The 15,606-nt window shown below is 64.2% G+C and carries 15 protein-coding genes; 8 read left to right on the top strand and 7 right to left on the bottom strand.

Annotated elements, in window-relative coordinates:
- Positions 1-253: 253 nt before the first annotated feature.
- From B3397_RS09590 to cbiE, 5 genes are all read right to left on the bottom strand, one after another.
- Positions 254-682, bottom strand: coding sequence for a DUF2946 domain-containing protein (locus B3397_RS09590; RefSeq protein WP_414704367.1), 429 nt, complete (start codon positions 680-682; stop codon positions 254-256).
- A 13-nt stretch (positions 683-695) separates the two neighbouring features.
- Entirely contained in the window at positions 696-1,178 is a 483-nt protein-coding gene (locus B3397_RS09585) for a copper chaperone PCu(A)C (RefSeq protein WP_296249394.1), read from the bottom strand.
- 106 nt (positions 1,179-1,284) lie between these two features.
- Positions 1,285-2,022 carry a cobalt-precorrin-6A reductase gene (locus B3397_RS09580; protein ID WP_296249393.1) on the bottom strand — a complete coding sequence of 246 codons (738 nt, stop codon included), beginning with the start codon at positions 2,020-2,022 and terminating at the stop codon, positions 1,285-1,287.
- Positions 2,022-3,116, bottom strand: a complete 1,095-nt coding sequence (locus B3397_RS09575) for a cobalt-precorrin-5B (C(1))-methyltransferase (RefSeq protein WP_414704366.1) — start codon at positions 3,114-3,116, stop codon at positions 2,022-2,024. The genes B3397_RS09580 and B3397_RS09575 overlap by 1 nt, the downstream gene beginning before the upstream one ends.
- Complete coding sequence (gene cbiE, locus B3397_RS09570; RefSeq protein ID WP_296249392.1) at positions 3,109-4,317, bottom strand: precorrin-6y C5,15-methyltransferase (decarboxylating) subunit CbiE; 1,209 nt, start codon at positions 4,315-4,317, stop codon at positions 3,109-3,111. Before cbiE ends, B3397_RS09575 begins: the two co-directional genes overlap by 8 nt.
- 117 nt (positions 4,318-4,434) lie before the next feature.
- Here cbiE and cobG point away from each other — a divergent pair, with 117 nt between their 5' ends.
- The 8 genes from cobG (at position 4,435) to B3397_RS09530 (ending at position 11,438) form a co-directional block, all read left to right on the top strand.
- Positions 4,435-5,994 (top strand): precorrin-3B synthase, encoded by a 1,560-nt coding sequence (gene cobG / locus B3397_RS09565; protein ID WP_296249390.1) that lies wholly within the window; start codon positions 4,435-4,437, stop codon positions 5,992-5,994.
- Entirely contained in the window at positions 5,987-6,613 is a 627-nt protein-coding gene (locus tag B3397_RS09560) for a precorrin-8X methylmutase (protein ID WP_296249389.1), read from the top strand. Before cobG ends, B3397_RS09560 begins: the two co-directional genes overlap by 8 nt.
- Positions 6,613-7,344: a precorrin-2 C(20)-methyltransferase gene (locus B3397_RS09555; protein WP_296249399.1), complete on the top strand. Its 732-nt coding sequence runs from the start codon at positions 6,613-6,615 to the stop codon at positions 7,342-7,344. The genes B3397_RS09560 and B3397_RS09555 overlap by 1 nt, the downstream gene beginning before the upstream one ends.
- The gene (gene cobJ, locus B3397_RS09550) at positions 7,344-9,038 is read left to right on the top strand and encodes a precorrin-3B C(17)-methyltransferase (protein ID WP_296249387.1); all 1,695 of its coding nucleotides are present in this window, start codon (positions 7,344-7,346) and stop codon (positions 9,036-9,038) included. The genes B3397_RS09555 and cobJ overlap by 1 nt, the downstream gene beginning before the upstream one ends.
- Positions 9,039-9,272: 234 nt before the next feature.
- Entirely contained in the window at positions 9,273-10,019 is a 747-nt protein-coding gene (locus B3397_RS09545) for a hypothetical protein (RefSeq protein WP_296249385.1), read from the top strand.
- A 95-nt stretch (positions 10,020-10,114) separates the two neighbouring features.
- A complete protein-coding gene (locus B3397_RS09540) occupies positions 10,115-10,624 on the top strand; it encodes a hypothetical protein (protein ID WP_296249384.1) in 510 nt (169 codons plus the stop codon).
- Positions 10,625-10,632: 8 nt separating this feature from the next.
- A complete protein-coding gene (locus tag B3397_RS09535) occupies positions 10,633-10,791 on the top strand; it encodes a hypothetical protein (RefSeq protein ID WP_296249383.1) in 159 nt (52 codons plus the stop codon).
- Positions 10,788-11,438: a hypothetical protein gene (locus B3397_RS09530; RefSeq protein WP_296249381.1), complete on the top strand. Its 651-nt coding sequence runs from the start codon at positions 10,788-10,790 to the stop codon at positions 11,436-11,438. The genes B3397_RS09535 and B3397_RS09530 overlap by 4 nt, the downstream gene beginning before the upstream one ends.
- 10 nt (positions 11,439-11,448) lie before the next feature.
- Here B3397_RS09530 and B3397_RS09525 read toward each other — a convergent pair whose 3' ends face one another.
- Both B3397_RS09525 and purD read right to left on the bottom strand, forming a co-directional pair.
- Positions 11,449-14,214, bottom strand: a complete 2,766-nt coding sequence (locus B3397_RS09525; RefSeq protein ID WP_296249379.1) for a hybrid sensor histidine kinase/response regulator — start codon at positions 14,212-14,214, stop codon at positions 11,449-11,451.
- Between the two features lie 90 nt (positions 14,215-14,304).
- Positions 14,305-15,591, bottom strand: a complete 1,287-nt coding sequence (gene purD, locus B3397_RS09520) for a phosphoribosylamine--glycine ligase (RefSeq protein ID WP_296249377.1) — start codon at positions 15,589-15,591, stop codon at positions 14,305-14,307.
- Positions 15,592-15,606: the final 15 nt, after the last annotated feature.

Raw genomic sequence — 15,606 nt, 5'->3', positions numbered from 1 at the left:
GCTCGACGAATAGCCCGGCAGAGAAAGGTGAGCGCCACGTAATTTTGTCGAATGAGGTTTTAATTTGTGAATCGGTTCCCACGTGTGTCGTTGTTTTGTGTGTCGGGTTGTGTGCTGTCCGCGCGGACGGTATCGCGGGCAGCGTGCGCGCCAATGAGTAGCGTTTCCGGGGTGTTCTGGTGAAGCAGGCTCCGCCCGCGGTGGCGCCCTCGCGGACACCGCACAAGCTTTCATCTACAGAGGGCTGTAAAACTCAGACCAACGACGGCGGGGCCCGGCTTCTGGCACCGGGGAACACAGCCTGACCCGCGTGCCCCTGGCGGGGGTGGAGGTTGAAGAATACGGGCGGGCGCTGCGATTCGGCCCCTGCGAGCGCCACCGCCTGCGGCAGCGCCGGACAATGAAAGAACAGGCTGCAATAGCCGCATTTTTCCCACAGGGCATGCAGCTCACTGTCACCCGAGCTGTGGCCAGGGTGCGCCGAATGATCGCCATGCCCACCCTGTTCGGGCATCGCCATGGACATCGACATGTCCATGGGCATCGCGCCCATCTTGTGGTCCATCGGCATCGACTGGGAAATCAGCGGGCCGATGAACATCATCAGCATGGCAAACAGGCTGATCCAGGTGCCGCGCGCCGAGGTGGGGCGGCGGCGGGAGTCGGGGCGCGAGGCGCTCACAGGGTTCATTCAGTCAGTGGGCATGCTCGTCAGCATCAGGCTGCGCAGGAGGCTCGGACAGCACTTGAACCTCGACCACGAAGTCGCCAGCGTCCTTGAAGTGCAGGGTGATCGGGAAGTGCTGCCCGGCCTGCAACGGGCTGCTGAGCTTGAGGTCCAACAGCATCACGTGGAAGGCCATGGGTGCGAACGTGGCATGCCCGCCCGCGGGTATCGTCACCCCTTGCACCTGCTGCATTTTCATCATGCCGTCATGGTCGAGGTGCTGATGCAATTGCGCGGTGCCAGCGATGGGCGTGTCGACGCCGGTCAGGGTGTCATCCTTCAATCCCCGATTGCGCAGTTCAAAGTACACCGACGAGGTTTGAGAATTCTCGGGTAGCTGCCGCGCCCAGGGATCGACGATCAGCAGTTCGCCGGCCCTGTATTCCCGAGGCTCGGCATGGGCCGTGGTGGCGAGCAGAACGAGCAGGCAGGCGGTCCAGAAGCGTTTCATCGAAGGCGTCCGTGGGCAGGGTAGGCGAAGGGGGTATTTAGCCAGAAATGTGATGGGGTGGGTAGGACGGTTTCAGATGGCCTGGGACTTGGGGTGAAGGGACCATTCACCCCCGGTCTGAACCTCCAAACCCCGCCAGCCCGTCCACCAGCTCTTCCACCCCGCGGAACACCCGATCCACCTCCGGCAACAACGGCCGCCGCAACACCAGCACCGGCAGCCCCAACTCTCGCGCCACCTGCAACTTCGGCTCGGTCGCCGCGCTGCCGCTGTTCTTGCTGATCAATACATCGATCCGGCGACTGCCGAACAGCCTCCGTTCATCCTCCAGAGCGAAAGGTCCGCGGGCTGCAAGGACCTCGCAGCGGTCGTTGCCCGGATAGCTGTCCAGCGCCCGCAGTGTCCAGAATTGGTGCGCGGGAATGCCCTCAAGATGCTGCATCGGCTCGCGGCCCAACGTGAACAATGGGCGGTTGAACGGTGCCAATGCCTGCACCAATTCAGACCAGCCTCCTACCTCTCGCCAGTCGTCGCCAGGCTGCGCGACCCAGGCGGGTCGGCGCAGCGCCCAGCACTCGATGCCGGCCAGGGCCGCAGCGACGGCGGCATTGGCGCTGATCTGTGCGGCATAGGGATGGGTGGCGTCCACCAGCAGTGAAATGCCTTCGGCGCGGATGAACGCTGCCAGCCCCTCAGCACCGCCATAGCCCCCCACTCGCACCTGGCAGCGCAGATCCGTAGGCACCCGCCCCACGCCGGCCAGGCTATAAACATGCTCCGGCCCCAAGGTGCGAGCGATGGCAAGCGCCTCGGTGACGCCGCCCAGCAGCAGCACGCGTTTCATCACAACACTCCTGCGCGGCCAACCACGCCGCCTTGTCGATCGATGGCGAACACTTCCACCTGTACCTGTGCGGGCACCACGCTGCGAGCGAACAGCAAAGCGTGGCGGCAGACTTCATCACCCAGCATCACGCCTTGCGCATGGGCCATGGCCAGCGCTTGCTGGCTGGTATTGGCGGCGCGAATCTGCGCTTGCAGCTCGGCCCCGGCGCCTACGTTGGCAGCCCAGTCCGCCAGTTGCGGCAGATCGATGCTCGAGTGTCGGCTGTGCAGGTCCATGTGCCCGGCGGCCAGCTTGCTGATCTTGCCGAAGCCACCGCACAGAGTCAGTTTATCCACAGGCACCTTGCGCAGGTGCTTGAGCACGGCGCCGACGAAATCGCCCATCTCGATCAGGGCAATCTCGGGCAGTTGGTAAACGCGGCGCATGGTGTCTTCGCTGGCGTTGCCGGTACAGGCCGCGATGTGCCGGTAGCCGTTGGTAGTCGCTACATCGATACCCTGATGAATCGAGGCAATGTAGGCCGCGCAGGAAAATGGCCGCACGATGCCGCTGGTGCCCAGGATCGACAACCCACCAAGAATGCCCAGGCGCGGGTTCATGGTTTTCAGGGCCAGCGACTCGCCATCGCGCACGTTCACCGTCACCTGAAAGCCGCCGGTGTAGCCTCGCTCTTCGGCCAGGCGGGCCAGATGCTCGCCGATCATGCGCCGTGGCACCGGATTGATGGCCGGCTCGCCCACGCCCAGTACCAGGCCCGGGCGGGTGACCGTGCCGACGCCGCTGCCGGCGACGAAGCACACACCTGGCGTATCGATCAGGCTCACCTGGCAATACAGCAGGGCGCCGTGGGTGACGTCCGGGTCGTCACCGGCATCCTTCAAGGTGCCGGCCTCGGCACCCTTGCCGCTGAGGCGGCAGAACTCCAGTCGCATCTGCACCTGCTTGCCCTTGGGCAGCACGATATCCACGGCATCGTGGCACTCGCCGGTCAGCAACAGACGGGCTGCCGCGAGGCTGGTGGCCGTTGCGCAGCTGCCGGTGGTCAGGCCACTGCGCAGCGGTGCGGGCTGTTCGGCGGTTTCATCACGCATCGAGGGGCTTGACCGCTTCGAGCAACGTGATCGGCAGCGCCTGGCGCCAGGTATCGAATTCACCCAAGGGCTGCGCGTGGGCGATGTGCAGGCGGGTCAGCTCGCCACCGTGCCGTTCGCGCCACTGCACCAGGGCCAGTTCGCTCTGCACGGTCACGGCGTTGGCGATCAGCCGGCCCCCCGGTTTGAGCTGGGTCCAGCAGGTGTGCAGCACATCGGCGCGGGTCACGCCGCCGCCAATGAAGATCGCGTCAGGCTGTTCCAGACCGTGCAGGGCATCTGGCGCCCGACCCCGGATCAACTGCAGGCCGGGCACGCCGAGCACGTCGCGGTTGTGTTCGATGAACGCCTGGCGACCTGGGTCCGATTCGATGGCCAGGGCGCGGCAACTGGGATGGGCGCGCATCCACTCGATGCCGATGGAGCCGCTTCCTGCACCCACGTCCCACAGCAGTTCGCCGGGTTGCGGCGCCAGGCGCGCCAGGGTCACGGCGCGGACGTCGCGTTTGGTCAGTTGGCCGTCGTGGCGATAGGCGTTGTCCGGCAGGCCGGCAACCCGCGCCAGACGCGGCGCGCCGGCCTCGGCCTGGCATTGGATGGCAACCAGATTGAGGTCGGCACAGCCCTCGAAGTTATCCACAGCATGACCGTCGAGGCGGCGCTCCGCTGCGCCGCCCAGATGTTCCAGCACGGTCATGCGGCTGGGCCCGAAGCCGCGCTCGCGCAAGCACTGGGCAATGGCCCCGGGGCTTGTGGCGTCGTTGCTCAGCACCAGCAGGCGTTGACCGGTAAAGAAGTGCGCCGCCAGCGCGGCTACGGGCCGGGCGACCACCGATAACGTCACAACATCCTGCAATGGCCAGCCTAATCTCGCCGCTGCCAGGGAATAGGAGGAGGGCGCCGGCAGCACCCGCAGTTCGGTTACGTCCAGTTGACGGGCGAGGCTGGCACCGACGCCGTACAGCATCGGGTCGCCGCTGGCCAGCACGCACACCGGCGCGCCGCGCTGCGCCAGCACAGGTTCCAGGCTGAACGGGCGCGGCCATTGTTCCCGTGTCGCAGTGACGCAGCGGGGCAGCAGGTCCAGCTGGCGAGGGCTGCCGTAGATGCGCTGGGCACCCAGCAGTGCCCGCCGCGCTTGCTTGCCCAGGCCCGTGAAACCGTCTTCTCCGATACCGACCAGGGTCAGCCATGCCGACATGAACATTCCTCATACAAAACTATTCCGACGGGCAGACTTTTCATGCCTTCGGCCAAAGCAGGCATAATACCGCGCCTTCTACACTCCAGTGGTTTTTCGCACGTGTCCGGTGTCCATTTGAACGAGCCTTCGAACGCTGTCCGCCCCTCGGCTTGCCCGGGGTTGCTGCGTATCGTCCGCGCGCTGGACGGCGGTATCTGCCGGATCAAACTGGCCGGTGGCGAGTTGACTGCTGCCCAGGCCGAGGCCGTGGCCGATGCGGCGCTGCGCCATGCCGCTGGGGTGATCGAGACCACCAACCGGGCCAACCTGCAGATCCGTGGGATTGGTACGCAGCAGCATGCGCTGGTCGACCTGTTGCTCGCCGCCGGACTCGGCCCTCGGGAGGCCGCCGGCGATGACGTGCGCAACCTGATGCTCAGTCCCAGTGCCGGCATCGATCCGCAGCAGATCGTCGATGTGCGCCCACTGGCTGCGCAGATCCTCCACAGCCTGGAGACCCGCCCGCGGTTGCATGCACTGTCGGCCAAATTTGCCGTGCAACTCGATGGCGGTGAAGGGCTGGCGATGCTCGAACATCCGCACGATCTGTGGTTGTCGGCGTTCGAGGCCGATGGCCAGGTCTGGCTGGCGTTTGGCTTGGCCGGGTGCCCCGGTCGGGATCGGGCGTTGGGCGCGGTGGCGTTCGATCAGGGTCATGAGCTGGTCATGGCAGTGCTCGAGCGGTTTCTCGAGGTAGCGGGGCCCGAGCAATCGCGTATGCGCGAGCTGTTTGCCAACCCCACCGGCCCCATCGCGGGCAGAGCCCGCTCCCACAGTAGAGATCACACTGCCCCGATGCATCCGGGGCACCCTCGATCCCACAGTGGAGATCACACTGCCCCGATGCATCCGGGGCACCCTCGATCCCACAGTGGAGATCACACTGCCCTGATGCATCCGGGACACCCTCGATCCCATCAGGGGGGCCAGGCTGATCCGATGCATCCGGGACACCTTCGATCTCCTGTGGGAGCGGGCTCTGCCCGCGATGGCGTCCTCCCTGACACCCCGCAAGCATTCGCCGACACCCTGGGCTTGCCCATCCATCCAGCCCCCTGCGAGCGCGCACCGGCAACGTTCAAACTGGGCATCCAGCCGCAATTGCAGCCGGGCCTGAGTTTCATCGCCACCCTGGCGCCCCTCGGGCGCCTCACCCCCGCTATGCTGCGCGGTGCTGCCCGGCTGGCTCGCGAGCACGGTGATGGCACCGTGCGTATTACCCCCTGGCAAGGTCTGCTGCTGCCCAACCTGGTCCGTCCCCAAGCGGTCCTTGCGCAGCTCACGGCGCTGGGCTTCATCACCGCCGCCGAGCAGCCCCTGGCTGCGCTGATTGCCTGCACCGGCTCCGCCGGCTGCGCCAAAGGCCTGGCCGACACCAAGGCCGATGCCAGGCTACTCGCGCAACGCCTGCCGAATCGACAGCCACTGAGCGTGCACCTGAGCGGCTGCGCGCGGTCCTGCGCCTCGGCTCATGTAGCCCCGGCGACATTGCTGGCCACCAGCCCCGGTCACTACGACCTGTATGCTCGCGACGCCTCACAGCCCGGATTCGGTGCTCTGCAGGCGCGCCACCTTTCACTGGACGCAGCCGCCCACCTGTTACGTGGCTGCTCACGGAGCGACACCCATGATTGAGTACATCCGCGATGGTCAGGAGATCTATCGCAATTCCTTCGCCATCATCCGCGCCGAAGCCAACCTCGACGCGATCCCTGCCGACCTGGAGAAACTGGCCGTACGCGTGATCCACGCCTGCGGCATGGTCGAGGTGGTGCAGGACCTGCGCTTCTCCGAAGGCGCGGGCAAGGCAGGGCGCGACGCCCTGGCCGCGGGTGCGCCGATCCTCTGCGATGCGCGCATGGTCGCCGAAGGCATCACCCGTGCCCGCCTGCCGGCCAACAACGAGGTGATCTGTACCCTCAAGGACGACAGCGTGCCCGACCTGGCCAAAGCGCTTGGCAACACCCGCTCGGCGGTGGCCCTGGAATTGTGGCGGCCCCATCTGGAAGGCGCAGTAGTAGTGATCGGCAACGCCCCCACGGCGCTGTTCTACCTGCTGGACATGATCGACGCCGGCGCTCCGAAGCCGGCCTTGATTCTGGGCTTTCCCGTCGGCTTCGTGGGCGCGGCAGAGTCCAAGGCGATGCTGGCCGCCGACAGCCGTGGCGTGCCTTTCGTCATCGTGCAAGGGCGCAAAGGCGGCAGCGCCATGGCTGCGGCGGCGGTCAATGCCTTGGCCACGGAGGTCGAATGATGCAGCCGCGTGGACGTTTGCTCGGCCTGGGTGTCGGCCCCGGCGACCCTGAGCTGATTACCCTCAAGGCCCTGCGCCTGCTGCGCGAGGCGCCGGTGGTGGCCTACTTCGTGGCCAAGGGCAAGAAGGGCAATGCCTTCGGCATCATCGAAGGGCATCTGCAGGCCCAGCAGACCTTGCTGCCACTGGTGTACCCGGTGACCACCGAAGCCTTGCCGGCGCCGTTGTCCTACGAACAGGTGATCAGCGACTTCTACGATGTCGCCAGTCTCGACGTGGCCGCCCATCTGGATGCCGGGCGTGATGTGGCGGTGATCTGCGAAGGCGACCCGTTCTTCTATGGCTCCTACATGTACCTGCATGACCGCCTGGCCGAGCGCTACAAGGCTCAGGTGATCCCCGGTGTCTGCTCGATGCTGGGCGGCGCCTCGGTGCTGGGTGCTCCGCTGGTGTATCGCAATCAGAGCCTGTCGGTACTGTCCGGTGTGCTGCCCGCCGATGACCTCAAGCGGCGCCTGGCGGATGCCGACGCGGCGGTGATCATGAAGCTGGGTCGCAACTTTCCCAAGGTGCGCCAGGTGCTGGCCGAACTGGGCTTGGCCGACCGCGCGCTCTACGTCGAGCGCGCGACCATGGCCAACCAGAAGATCGTGCCCCTGGCAGAGGTCGATCCGATGTCGTCACCGTACTTCTCGCTGATCATCGTGCCTGGCGAAAGGTGGCAGGGCTGATGAACACTCCGGCAATCGTCATTCTGGGCAACGGCGCGCTGGCCACGGCTCGCGCGCTGCAGCAGCTTTATCCACAGGCGCTGATTCATGGCCTGGCCGAACGCGTGGTGGGCGCCGACCGGGTCTACCACGACTTCGGTGCCACCCTGCGCGAGCTTTACCAGCGCGATACGCCGATCCTCGCCCTGTGCGCGGCAGGCATCGTCATCCGCAGCCTGGCACCGGTGCTGCTGGAAAAAGGCGCCGAGCCCCCCGTGCTGGCCGTGGCGGAGGACGGCAGTGCCGTGGTGCCACTGCTCGGTGGCTTGGGCGGAGTCAATGTACTTGCCCGCGAAATCGCCGCGGCGCTGGCCGTGGCACCTGCCATCACCACCAGCGGTGAACTGCGCTTTGGCACATGCTTGCTCAACCCGCCCGATGGCTACGCGCTGGGGGACCTGGAACTGGGCAAGCGCTTCGTCTCCGATTTGCTGGCGGGCGAAACCGTGCGGGTCGAAGGCGATGCGCCCTGGCTGGCTCAGGCACGGCTGCCAGAGGCAGCGCAGTCGCGGCTGGCCATTCACATTGGCTGCGACGAGCGCGAACCGTCTGCCAACGAACTGTTGATCTACCCACGCAATGTGCTGGTCGCGGTGGACCCACGTTTGCCTGCGCTGGCCGATGCCGTGCGCGCGGCATTGCACGAAGCCCGCATCGCCCAGCCGTCCCTGGCCTGCTTGCTGGCCGCGGATGCCGATATGGCCGATCCCCGCCTGCAAGAGGCCGCCGCTGCACTGGGCGTACCGCTGCGATTTGCCCCGGCAGCCGATGACGTGGCGCAATTGGCGGCTCGGGCGGTACCGCAATGGCTGCCCCCCACGCGGGTGGGCGACAGCCTGGCCATTGCCGTAGCCCAGCAACCCATAGACATCGCCAGTATTGGCCGGCCACGGGGACGTCTGGCGGTGATCGGCCTCGGCCCCGGGGCTTCGGACCTGATGGTGCCGGCGGTCAAGGCCGAGCTGGCTCGAGCCAACGACGTGCTGGGTTATGAAACCTACGTACGCATGGCCGGTCCGTTTCGCCCCGACCAGGTGCGGCATTGCACCGACAACCGTGAAGAGATGCAGCGTGCGCGGCATGCCTTCGAGCTGGCTGCCAGCGGGCGTTCGGTAGTGGTGGTGTCGTCCGGCGACCCGGGCGTGTTTGCCATGGCCGCGGCCGTGCTGGAAGCGCTGCACGAATCCAGCGATCCGAGCTGGCATTCGGTGGAGCTCGAGATGCTGCCGGGCGTCTCGGCCTCGCTCGCTACCGCTGCTCAAGCCGGTGCGCCGCTGGGGCATGATTTCTGCGTGATCTCGCTGTCAGACAACCTCAAGCCCTGGGACATCATCGAGAAGCGACTGGACCTGGCCTGCCAGGCCGATCTGGCGCTGGCGTTCTACAACCCCATCTCCAGGTCACGGCCGTGGCAGCTGGGGCGCGCGCTGGAAATCGTACGTCTGCATCGTTTGCCGGAAACACCGGTAGTGCTGGGCCGTGATATCGGCCGTCCAGGGCAGACGTTGCGGGTGGTGACCTTGGGCGCATTGACGCCAGAGCAGGTGGACATGCGCACGATGGTTCTGGTGGGTTCGTCGACCACCTGCACCTTTGCCAGGGCCGGGGGCGGGGAGTGGGTGTATACACCGCGTTGGTACGGTCAAAAACGCTGATTGCCACGATAGCGCTCGGAAGTGGGCAGCCGCCGTTTTGTGCGCGGCTGTTCCACAAGCCATTCTCTGATACCGAAAAAGACGCATATAAGGCTGCAGGCCGCGGCCAGACTGGCCCAGAACGTTTTTGAGATGTTTTTTTCACGCACCTTCAGTCTCTGGACTTCATGGAGTTGTTTGCTTATCTTCAAGTTCCGGAATTCACCGGGTTAATTGAACTAAGGAAAGAACTTCATGAACATGGAACAGTGCCTCAATGACATCAGCGCGTTGAAGATGCCGCCTCGCGTCGCCCTGCGAAACTTCTCGACTAATTCGCGAGCGGTGGCCGTCGACTCTGCCGCGGCCGTTGCCGAAAGTACCGTGGTCGCGTTTGTGGACGGTGTATCGCCAGCCAACAAGGAAGCCGTGCAGAATATCGCGCTGTTGGCAGAACTCAGTTCGGATGCAGCGTTTCCGGAGAAGCACCAGCGGGTGGAGTGGTATCAGCACTATCTCAAGGTGATGAAGATGTGCGGCTTCATCACCACCAATAGCCCCCGTGAACGCTATGTGCCTAGCGGCGTGGAGTTCGAGGTCAATGAGATCGTTCTGGAGTTGATCAGCGCCATCGCCGGTCCGAACAAGGGTGTCTTCCTGCGCTTGACCGGCGTGGCGCTGGATGCCCTGAAGAAGAACGACGACGCCCGTCTGAAGTTTGAGCGTAAAAGTACTCATCAGGATTCCAGCAACTTTCAGATCATGCCTTGTGCTGAATCGAGTTACGGAAACCTGGTGTGCCTGATGGCCTGCTTTAACTTGCAGCGCAAGGAAACCCAGGGTGGCTTTTGGTTCGTCAAGTGGAAGAAAGAGCATTTGGATGTCTTTCGTTCACTGGAACAGATTGAACTGAACTTCAAACATTACCAGCGCGTGCAAGCCGCCATCGAGCGAAAACTGACAGAGAGTGCTGAAAGCTTCTTTGACGATCTGCCTCTGTAAAATAACTGAGCCGGCAGCGAGTGCACTCGTTGCCGGCTCATTTATCAAAGTGGGTTTATATCTTGTAATTACACTTTCTAGGTGCAGATAATTTCATGGACGTTTATATAGTAGGCGGGCAGGTCCTTGTCCTGCCTTCCACCCTGGCAGCGCAACTGCAAAGCGATATTCTCAGCTCCACCCTGACCGCTCAGATCCAGGCGGACGCCCAGCTACCGACGGCAGCGGAACACGCTACGTGGGAGCAATTGTTTCAGCACAGCATGAGCAAGATGGGCTGGCGTCGGCTCGAGCGTGGCGAGCGCCATATAGCACTTCGAACGCCGACGTTCACCCTGGTCCAAGCGCTGCGCGACGAACTTCAGGAGCGCTGGCCCTACCTGGACTCGACCGGTGCGCTGGCCAGTGTCGTGGCCGAGCAGATGCGGGGCTCAGAGGCTGCGGAGCGCCTGCGGCTTCATACCCGCTCGGCGGCAGCCGTCGTACCCTCCGAGAGCATGGAGGAACCACAGCCCCTGGGCCTTCAGTTGATCGTGGTCGATGCCAATGCCACCTTGCACGTCATCTGCGTAGCGTGCATCAGCCGTTGGAGGCCGACTGGTTGAGTCAGGTATTGCAAGTCGATCTCCTGCGCGCCGACCTGGAGGTACGCTACTTTGCTGCCCAGTTATTGGAAACCCGCTACCAAACCCTGCGTGAAGGTTTGATCAAGTGGCTCGGCGACCGGCGCCAGACGCTGGTGCAACGCCTGGCCCCGGCTGAACCCACATGAGCGGTGGCGGCCAGGAAGCCTGGCGATATGCCGATTCCCTGTTCACCTTCTCTTCCGATATCACCCGCCAGGAACGAGAAGACATCAGCGATCTGCTGCTGTACGCCGATCAGCGAGCCAGCCAGTATTACAATCGCTCCGTTTTATGGAAGAGCTGGTTGGACCAGCATCGTCATTGGATGCTTGCCAACGGTTGCCTGGAGGCGGGAGTGATCGTCATGCAACCGCAGGTCATCAATCGAGTCAGCGATCTCGACAACGTTCGCTTCGCAGTCAGTGGCGGCCAGGCCACCCAAGCGTTGAGCCGGCTGGCCACACGTGCCTTGCGGGCCATGGACGTCGCAGGCGTGGTACGACGCTTCCTGGCAGCGGGCGAGCCTCAGTCATTCAAGCGTGCCTGGCAATTGCAGCCCTGTGAACGGGATACGGCAGGGGAGATCACCATCCTGGCTTGCGGGCTGCAAGTAGTGGGGTACGTCGAGCGCCGCGATCACGAGTTCTGGAACCAGACCAGCCGCGAAATGGTATTGCGGATCAATGGCTCGGCATTCACGTTCAGTTCGATGCGCTACGCGCCCTTCCGGGAGCGTATTGCGACGAGGCTGTCTCAATCGGCAAGCCGGGAACTGGAGCGATTGGTCATTTGAGCGCGACGGCTCATAAGGTTCCCAGGCGCTCCTGTGCCAGCTCCCGCTCTTGCGCCCAGTGCTCGATCAGCTCGCGCAGTTGCGACAGTTCGATGGGTTTGGCCATGTGCCCATCCATCCCGGCCTGGCGCGCCCGGTCCTTGTGTTCACTGAGGATATGCGCCGTCAGCGCCACGACTGGCGTGCGCACCCGCTGATTGCCCACTTCCCAGGCCCGCAGCTGCTGGGTGGCGGAAAAACCATCCAGCACAGGCATCTCGCAGTCCATCAATACCAGGTCGTAACGCTGCGCCTTCATGGCCTTGAGCGCTTCCTCGCCATTGCTCGCCGTGTCCGGGTGCAGGTTGAGCTTGCCCAGCATGCCGCGGATCACCTTGGTGGAAATGCTGTTGTCCTCGGCCACCAGGATGCGGAAGTCGCTGGGCAATTGCATGGGCAACTCCACCGGCGCAGTGGGCTGCGGCGCTTCTGCCTTGCCGCGCTGGCTGAGCTCGTCGGCCAGGGTGGTCTTGAGGGTATAGCCGGCGACGGGCTTGGCCAGGATGCGCTTGATGCCGGCATTGCGCGCAATCACCTTGCTCGGCGCATTGCTGATACCCGTGAGCATGATCAGCAGGATGTCGTGATTCAGGCTCGGATCTTCCTTGATCTTGGCCGCCAGTTGCATACCCGTCATGCCCGGCATGTTCTGGTCCAGCAGCACCACGTCGAAGTAGTCGCGCAAATGCGCCTTGGTGCGCAGCAGCGCCAGGGCTTCTTTGCCTGAAGGCACGGCGCTGACGTTCAGGCCCCAGGCGCTGCATTGCTGCACCAGCACCTTGCGGCAGGTTTCGTTGTCGTCCACCACCAGCACCCGCGCGCCCTTGAGCGGCAGGTCCAGATCCGAAGGGGCCTGCTCCAGGCGTTGCGGGTCCAGGGGCAGTGTCAGCCACAAGGTGCTGCCGTGGTCGCTGCCGCTCTTGATGCCGAAGTCGCCCTGCATCAACAGGATCAGCTGCCTGGCGATGACCAGACCCAGGTGGCCGCTGAGGCGGTTGCCGTCGAGCAGGTTGGTGCTGCGCAGCTCGGTGTGCAGCAACGCCTCACGCTCGGCGGGCGGCATCGGCTCGCCGCTGTCCTGCACGGCGATGCGCAGGCGTGGCGCCGCGCCGCGCTGGTCCAGCGCCACCACCAGCAGAATTTCGCCCTGGTCGGTTTTCTTCAAGGCGTTGTCCAGCAGGCTCAACAGGGCCTGGCGCAAACGCGTCGGATCACCGCTGATGACCCGGGGGACCTGGGGCTGGGTAAAGCTGATCAGTTCGATGTTCTGCTGCTCGGCCTTGGCCCTGAAGATGTTCAGGCAGTCCTCGATCAAGGCGTGCAGATCGAACTGCACATCGTCGAGTTCGATGTGCCCCGACTCGATTTTCGAGATGTCGAGAATTTCGTTGATCAGGCCCAGCAATTCATTGCCCGCGCTGTGAATCGTCTGCACGTAGTCGCGTTGCTTGACCGACAACGGCGTGCCCAGCAGCAACTCGGTCATGCCCAGGACACCGTTCATGGGCGTGCGGATTTCGTGGCTGAGCTTGGCCAGGAACTCGGCCTTTGCATTCAGCTCGGCCGTATTGGCCGCCAATTCGCGGCTGGCGCTGTAGCGGTCTTCGCTGATGCCGCGCAAGCGTTCGCTCAGTGCCACATTGAGCAGCACCCCACCGACCATGGCAAAGCCCATGAGGGCGAAAATCAGCCATTGCGAAGGGGTGCGTGTCAGCCCGAGCAAAGCAGGCAGTACCACCAGGCAACCCAGGTTGCACAACAGTACCCCGAGGCTGAAGGTGCGCGCCGGCCGATAGCCCTGTTGCCAATGCCACAGGCCGATCACCAGCATGGTCAGGCTGGTCAGGGCGAGCAGGCCATAGGCAAAGAAGTTGAATGGCAACCCATCGATGAACAGCAGCAGCACGCCGCAGAGGGCAATCAGGGCGATCTCGCCCTTGATGATCCGGTTGGAGCGTTCATGGCTGCGCGCAGCGAAGAAGCGCAGGGAAAAGATCAGCCCGGTGACCGCGGCCAGCAGCAGGGTGGTATAGGCCGCCGGGGTGCGTGCGCCCGGCCACAGATTGACCCACGGCCCGGTGAAGTTGAGCAGGATCAGGGCCGAGGCCAGCAGGCACAGCTGCGAGGAACCCAGCCACAAGCTGCTGACCGAGCGGCTGTAGGCAAAGCGCGTGAGGTTGTGCAGGATCAGCATGGCCATGCAGCCGAACAGCATGCCGAACAGCAACGGCTCACGTTGGTCGGCGGCAGCCGCGGCCGAAGGTTGCAGGATGATGCTGGGACGTATCTGGTGTTCCGAGGCGATGCGCAGATAGACATCCAGCGGCGCCTGACTCATGGGCAGGGTCAGCAGGTGATCGGCACTGGCCAGCGGGGCTTCGGTGCGCGCATCGGTGTCGGTGGAGGTACGCTTGATCAGCGTTTCGCCGTCCAGGACGTAGAAATCCAGGGCAGCCAGATCGGGGGAGAAGATACGCAGCAGTTGTTCTTGCTGGGTCGGCAGCAGGCGATGGTGCAGCCACAACGCTCCGTGGGGGCCGGCGGCATTGATTTGCGACAATTGGATGGGGGCGAACTGATTCTGAAAACGCTCGGAGCGCACGTCGGCCAATTGCAGGCGAGCATCGTCGTCCAAAAGCATGGACCAGCCGTTACCCTGCTCCGCCTGTGCGTTGAGCACGCACAGCAGGGCAAGCAGGCCGACAGTGAGTCCTATGGCAGTCCTGAGCCAGCGCAAGGCAGAATCCCTTCGTAGATGAATGCCTGATTATAACCACTTGCGCCGCAAAACATATGTCAGGGGCCGAACGGCCCCTGGCCTGTCTCTTTACTCGCCGTTCTCCCGCGCGATGGCGCGGTAGCCGATGTCGTTGCGGTAGAAACAGCCCTGCCAGTCGATCTTCCCGGCCAGCACGTAGGCTTGCTGCTGGGCCGAGCCGACGCTGTCGCCCAGGGCGGTGGCGCACAGCACACGGCCGCCGGATGTCACCACCTGGCCGTCCTTGAGGGCGGTGCCGGCATGGAACACCTTGCCTTCGACCTGGGCCGCGGCGTCCAGGCCGTTGATCACATCGCCCTTGGCGTAGTCGCCGGGGTAACCGCCGGCTGCCAGCACGATGCCCAGGCTAGGGCGTGGGTCCCATTGGGCCTCGACCTTGTCCAGCGCTTGGGCGAAGGCGGCTTCGATCAGCAGCACCAGGCTCGATTGCAGACGCAGCATCACCGGTTGGGTTTCCGGATCACCGAAACGGCAGTTGAATTCGATGACCTTGGGGTTGCCGGCCTTGTCGATCATCAAGCCGGCATACAGGAAACCGGTGTAGACATTGCCTTCCTCGGCCATGCCGCGCACGGTCGGCCAGATCACCTGGTCCATCACCCGCTGGTGCACGTCGGCGGTGACCACCGGGGCAGGGGAGTAGGCACCCATACCGCCGGTATTGGGGCCGGTATCGCCGTCGCCGACACGTTTGTGGTCCTGGCTGGTGGCCATGGGCAGGACGTTCTTGCCGTCGACCATGACGATGAAGCTGGCTTCCTCGCCGTCGAGAAACTCTTCGATGACCACCCGCGAACCGGCGTCGCCAAAGGCATTGCCGGCGAGCATGTCACGCACCGCGTCCTCGGCTTCCTGCAGGGTCATGGCGACGATCACGCCCTTGCCCGCCGCCAGGCCGTCGGCCTTGATGACGATCGGCGCGCCTTTCTCGCGCAGGTAGGCCAGCGCCGGCTCGATCTCGGTGAAGTTCTGGTAGTCGGCCGTGGGGATCTTGTGCCGCGCCAGGAAATCCTTGGTGAAGGCTTTGGAGCCTTCCAGCTGTGCTGCGCCGGCGGTAGGGCCGAAGCAGTCCAGGTTGCGCGAGCGGAACAGGTCGACCACGCCGGCCACCAGCGGCACTTCCGGGCCGACGATGGTCAGGGAGACGTTGTTCTGGGCGAAATCGGCCAATTGCTCCAGGGCCAGCACGTCGATGGCGACGTTCTCGCACTTGGCCTCGGTGGCGGTACCGGCGTTGCCAGGGGCCACGAATACTTTCTGTACGCGTGGGTCCTGAGCGACTTTCCACGCCAGGGCGTGTTCACGCCCGCCGCTGCCAATAATCAATACGTTCATGGTTCAAAACCTCGG

The sequence above is a fragment of the Pseudomonas sp. UBA4194 genome (assembly GCF_002379585.1).
GTDB lineage: Bacteria > Pseudomonadota > Gammaproteobacteria > Pseudomonadales > Pseudomonadaceae > Aquipseudomonas.
Note: the sequence above shows the minus strand (reverse complement) of the source record. Positions and strands in the feature narration are given on the sequence as shown.

What these genes read in the sequence shown, in the direction of transcription:
- B3397_RS09575 (WP_414704366.1), bottom strand. Translation starts at nt 3,116, where the DNA reads ATGCGTGATGAAACCGCCGAACAGCCCGCACCGCTGCGCAGTGGCCTG.
- B3397_RS09545 (WP_296249385.1), top strand. Translation starts at nt 9,273, where the DNA reads ATGAACATGGAACAGTGCCTCAATGACATCAGCGCGTTGAAGATGCCG.
- B3397_RS09580 (WP_296249393.1), bottom strand. Translation starts at nt 2,022, where the DNA reads ATGAAACGCGTGCTGCTGCTGGGCGGCGTCACCGAGGCGCTTGCCATC.
- B3397_RS09530 (WP_296249381.1), top strand. Translation starts at nt 10,788, where the DNA reads ATGAGCGGTGGCGGCCAGGAAGCCTGGCGATATGCCGATTCCCTGTTC.
- B3397_RS09555 (WP_296249399.1), top strand. Translation starts at nt 6,613, where the DNA reads ATGCAGCCGCGTGGACGTTTGCTCGGCCTGGGTGTCGGCCCCGGCGAC.
- B3397_RS09540 (WP_296249384.1), top strand. Translation starts at nt 10,115, where the DNA reads ATGGACGTTTATATAGTAGGCGGGCAGGTCCTTGTCCTGCCTTCCACC.
- purD (WP_296249377.1), bottom strand. Translation starts at nt 15,591, where the DNA reads ATGAACGTATTGATTATTGGCAGCGGCGGGCGTGAACACGCCCTGGCG.
- cobJ (WP_296249387.1), top strand. Translation starts at nt 7,344, where the DNA reads ATGAACACTCCGGCAATCGTCATTCTGGGCAACGGCGCGCTGGCCACG.
- B3397_RS09585 (WP_296249394.1), bottom strand. Translation starts at nt 1,178, where the DNA reads ATGAAACGCTTCTGGACCGCCTGCCTGCTCGTTCTGCTCGCCACCACG.
- B3397_RS09560 (WP_296249389.1), top strand. Translation starts at nt 5,987, where the DNA reads ATGATTGAGTACATCCGCGATGGTCAGGAGATCTATCGCAATTCCTTC.
- cbiE (WP_296249392.1), bottom strand. Translation starts at nt 4,317, where the DNA reads ATGTCGGCATGGCTGACCCTGGTCGGTATCGGAGAAGACGGTTTCACG.